5 protein-coding genes are annotated in these 3,929 nt (G+C 48.8%); all 5 read right to left on the bottom strand.

Features of this window, described 5'->3' with window-relative positions:
- Positions 1 to 345 precede the first annotated feature (345 nt).
- Positions 346 to 807 carry a glycerol-3-phosphate cytidylyltransferase gene (gene tagD, locus B7L72_RS12860; protein ID WP_081194817.1) on the bottom strand — a complete coding sequence of 154 codons (462 nt, stop codon included), beginning with the start codon at positions 805 to 807 and terminating at the stop codon, positions 346 to 348.
- Positions 808 to 1,089: 282 nt separating this feature from the next.
- A complete protein-coding gene (locus tag B7L72_RS12855; protein WP_176212886.1) occupies positions 1,090 to 1,926 on the bottom strand; it encodes a class I SAM-dependent methyltransferase in 837 nt (278 codons plus the stop codon).
- Between the two features lie 97 nt (positions 1,927 to 2,023).
- On the bottom strand, positions 2,024 to 2,614 hold the full coding sequence (locus tag B7L72_RS12850) for a hypothetical protein (RefSeq protein ID WP_139788509.1): 591 nt from the start codon (positions 2,612 to 2,614) through the stop codon (positions 2,024 to 2,026).
- Positions 2,615 to 2,680: 66 nt separating this feature from the next.
- On the bottom strand, positions 2,681 to 3,079 hold the full coding sequence (locus tag B7L72_RS12845; RefSeq protein WP_081194811.1) for a tetratricopeptide repeat protein: 399 nt from the start codon (positions 3,077 to 3,079) through the stop codon (positions 2,681 to 2,683).
- Between the two features lie 320 nt (positions 3,080 to 3,399).
- On the bottom strand, positions 3,400 to 3,929 hold a 530-nt coding region (locus tag B7L72_RS18730; RefSeq protein WP_217806078.1), incomplete at its 5' end, for a hypothetical protein.

Here is a 3,929-nt window from a genome sequence, read left to right as displayed (position 1 = left end):
GAAGTGACCCCCTTCGTAGCTGCACAGGTTATAGTGCTTCCAGGCCAAGGCCGAGTGTTAAAATCTGGGCACCGTCCATGTCGTAACTCTTGCTAATATAAAGGCAATATTCTGGCTCAGCTCAGGGGGTAAATTCCATAACCAACGACGAAGAGCCTCTTAAACACAGAGCAATTACACCTCTCTCATTCAAGCACAACAGCCGCCAAAACGACAACTATTAAATAAATTTAACAAAACCTACTGTTTCTTGCCGCTTGAGCGCTCTAACCACTCGCAATATCACATATCATAACCATTAAAAATTACGACTTACAACAACATCACAAAACCGATTATTATTAATCAACGAAGCTTTTTTGCTAGTCGACTGACTTGATCTATTGCGCACTCCAAGGCAAGTAGCTTGTCTTCTTCTACACGCGAAATAACCGTTCTGATATCTGTCGTGGAAATCCCTTCCGTACGCGGTAGATAGACAATCTCAACGTCACTGGATAGCGTGTCAAACTTGCCTGCCCAATCATCCCCCATCGCCAGAATATCCACGCCGTATTCCTTCACGTCACTGGCTTTTTGATCCCAGGTTTCTTCAGGGATAACTTTATCAACGAAGCTAATGGACTTGATAATTTCACGGCGCTCTTCGAACGGGTAAATGGATGCCTTGCCCTTCTGAGCATTGAACGCATCTGTAGAGACACCCACAATCAGGGTATCTCCCAGGGCTTTTAGGCGCCTAAGCAAGCGGACATGGCCGACATGCAGTAGATCAAACGTGCCGTAGGTAATGACAACCTTACCCATTCTATCCACGCTCCGGCTTTTGTACGTTCACCACTAATGCATCCGTTGTTAGGGCATCAGCTCGTTTCTCTCGCCATGTTTTTTCTAGCCACCATCGATCTTCGCCGGGGAAGAAATCTGGATCAGCACCTAAAGGGGCATTGGCATGAATCCAGTGCATGTAATTAAAAATGCCATAACGCTGATAACCATAGAGAGCATCTGGCTTGCGATCCGTCCCTAGGCTTTGTACGAAAATTGCCTATGCTCGCCCATACGGCGTTAAAAATCGGCTCAAAGTACTCATTTACACCTTGTAAACTCCGTCTTTTCGCCGATTTTTGCCTTGTCTGGCCATCGCTCGCCGACTTTTCGTACAAAGCCTAACTCGATCAGTTTGCTCAACATGTCCGGCGAGAAGTAGGATAGATGCTCAATCATATAGGAATAATTAGCGAAAGCGGGTGACAGCTCTAGAAGCTCGTCATTAGCATTAGGCACTTCGATGGAAAGCCAGCCTCCCGGTTTCACCAACCGCCAGGCATCTGCCACCAACTGAATCGGTTCGGGCACATGCTCCACTACATGCCAGAGCGTGACCACGTCGTAGGTTTCTTGGTGGTTCTCAGCAAAAATACTATCAAGTAAGCCAGCCATATAGCGAACTTGCGTCGGCGCCTCGTCATACTCCTCTATAAGCTTTTTGCCAGTTGCAATACGCCCTTCGCTTGGGTCGAGCATTTCAACTTCAGCTTCAGGCTCTGCCTGCTTTAGCAAGTGAGAAAAGAATCCATAACCCCCGCCAATATCGAGGCATGCCGGTGCTACTTGCTGGTCTTGTGGCAATAGCCGATCCGTTAAAAGGCGCTCCACGCGGCGCTGGGCCTGTAACCAAGAATTTTCAATAAATTTCTTGAGCGGGGTGCCACACTCCTCAATCGAGGAGAAAACCTGCAAATCTTTTTCATAGAGGGCAAGGTCGTAAACCGGATGGGAAAGTTGGCGATGACCACAAGCAGAGCAGTCTACAATCTTTAAATTGCCTGAATCATCACCACGAACGTTTGGAAAATGTGGCTGATAGTCATGGTGATGACAAAGCAGGCAGACAAACCCTGTATCTTTTGATGAATATGGCATGAAAAACCCATTTCTGCGGCACATAACACGCCGCCTTACTTTTATTCCTCACGATATTGTTGGCCGGGGGGATAGAGCTCTGAAGGGTTCCCCAGCGTTATAACAACGACTCCAAACGCGCTTCAATCTGTTGCAGTAACGTGTCGTCCGGCAGGTGTACTAATGAGCCTTGCACCATAGCCATCGCCTTTTTGATTTCCCCTTCATGCCACTTGTTATAAATACGAGAAAACGCATAGCACTGCACCAATAAGGAAAACCGGAAATAGTTTTTGGCTCGAATTACCGTATCGAACGCCGGGTCTGGCACCTTCCAGCTCTCACCGTATAGCGCCACCAGCCACGCTTCCGGGTCTGTTAACGACCAGATAGGCTCGCCCGCCGGGGTAGTATCTTTTTTAAGTGTAAGCGGTGGGTAATAGGTGTTGGCATTCCATTCGTGTGGTACGTCTTCTTTTAACCAAAAACCAGTAAATACTCGGTTACTTTCCTCATCAATTACAAAGCCAGAAAGGTCTACCGTAACTTTTTTTACAGAGTGCACCATTGATCGTGGGTTAGTCAAAAACTGATTGGGGGCTTCCACCCAGCCGTTGTTTTCTAAACAACGTACCGCCCGTTCCATTTCAGTATGGGGAAGTCCAATATCAATGTCCTTATCAAAACTGATCAGACCTCCTTCACGCACCAGGCAAACGCATGAACGTTAGCCATCGCTAGCTGATTCAGGGTATCCCATAGAAGTTCTTCGGTTTCAGGTTTGTTGAAGTCTTCCCGTTTTTTTAACACTATCTTTAGCAGCAACTTCAGGCTGCTCAAGCTTGAGCGTTAGCGCTTTACGAAAGTGCTCTACCGATTCGGGCAGTTTGCTGCGCCGTTGCTGCATGACGCCATAGGCCATATACACGGAGGGGTTGCTTGGTGCAGCGTTCAATGCTTTGTTAATGAGCGGTTCAGCGTCATTAAAGCGGTTTTGTTGGCTATACGCTTGGGCAAGATTGGCTTGCACCATCAGCATATTGGGGTCAAGTTCCAGCGCTTTCTCATAGTGCTTTATACTGGCTTCAGCCCGGCCATGCTTGCCTAGCTGCTCGCCCAGCATTGCGTGTAGCACAGCATTTTCAGGCGCTACTTTAATGCCTTGCAGTAGCATGTTAATGCCGCGCTGTATTTCGTTGTCACGAAAAAAACTTGCGCACGGTTGATGTAGATACTAGCCGGTGATGACTGTTTTGGCTTAGCAACGCTGCTGTTCTTACGGCTGTTCTTTTTACTCACTTGACCCTCCTGCTTGCGGCTGGCCCTGCTTATCCCAAGGTGCCGGGCTATATTTGGCCGTTAGGGTGAAGGTGTCCGGTTCGGTATCATACTGACTGAGATAGCCACGCGTTGCTAAATAGTGGGTGGCCATCTCTGGGTCAATACTATTCAACAGCCGGTGGGTAAAGTCATGCACGCCATGGACAGCGTCCATCAAAAAAGCCAGCTTACGCAATCTGGCAGGTGCCATACACGCCAAACGCTGCTCATCAGGGATGAATACGGCTTACTAGGCAAGTGGCTATGGTGAACAGGCTGATCAAAGCGGTAGCATTGAAACCCGTGCTGCGTCATCCACTGAAAAATAGTCGCCACATCGGGCTGCCGTTGGCAGGTGGGCATTAACGGTAGCCGTACGTGAATCAACAGCGTTTCTTTTAGGTATTGCGTACCATTTTCCAGCGCGGCTAGGCTGTCGTTGAGCTCATCCAGTAACAGCCAATCGACTTGGTTTAGGCCCTCGATGGCGTCTAACTGGAGGGTAGGCACGGGCACTTTGGCCAGCACCTGTGCTTCGCTACGCTTTCGCTCGGGTAGCTGTTCAGGTGCCAGCGGCTCTAGTGTGCCGCTTCTCTCTGGGGCCATGCAGGCATAAAGCGTGGCCGGTTTACCGTTGCCCAGCAAGGCATGAGGAAAAACTTGAAACTCATCCAGGCCTTTTAGCTCTTCCTTATCCGTCAAGC

Source organism: Halomonas sp. BC1, assembly GCF_002078135.1.
GTDB classification, from domain to species: Bacteria; Pseudomonadota; Gammaproteobacteria; order Pseudomonadales; family Halomonadaceae; genus Vreelandella; species Vreelandella stevensii.
This window is presented reverse-complemented; position numbering and strand designations above follow the sequence as displayed.

Excerpts from the sequence above, each read along its gene's own strand:
- tagD (WP_081194817.1), bottom strand. The coding sequence starts at position 807 with ATGGGTAAGGTTGTCATTACCTACGGCACGTTTGATCTACTGCATGTC.
- B7L72_RS12855 (WP_176212886.1), bottom strand. The coding sequence starts at position 1,926 with ATGCCATATTCATCAAAAGATACAGGGTTTGTCTGCCTGCTTTGTCAT.
- B7L72_RS12845 (WP_081194811.1), bottom strand. The coding sequence starts at position 3,079 with ATGCTACTGCAAGGCATTAAAGTAGCGCCTGAAAATGCTGTGCTACAC.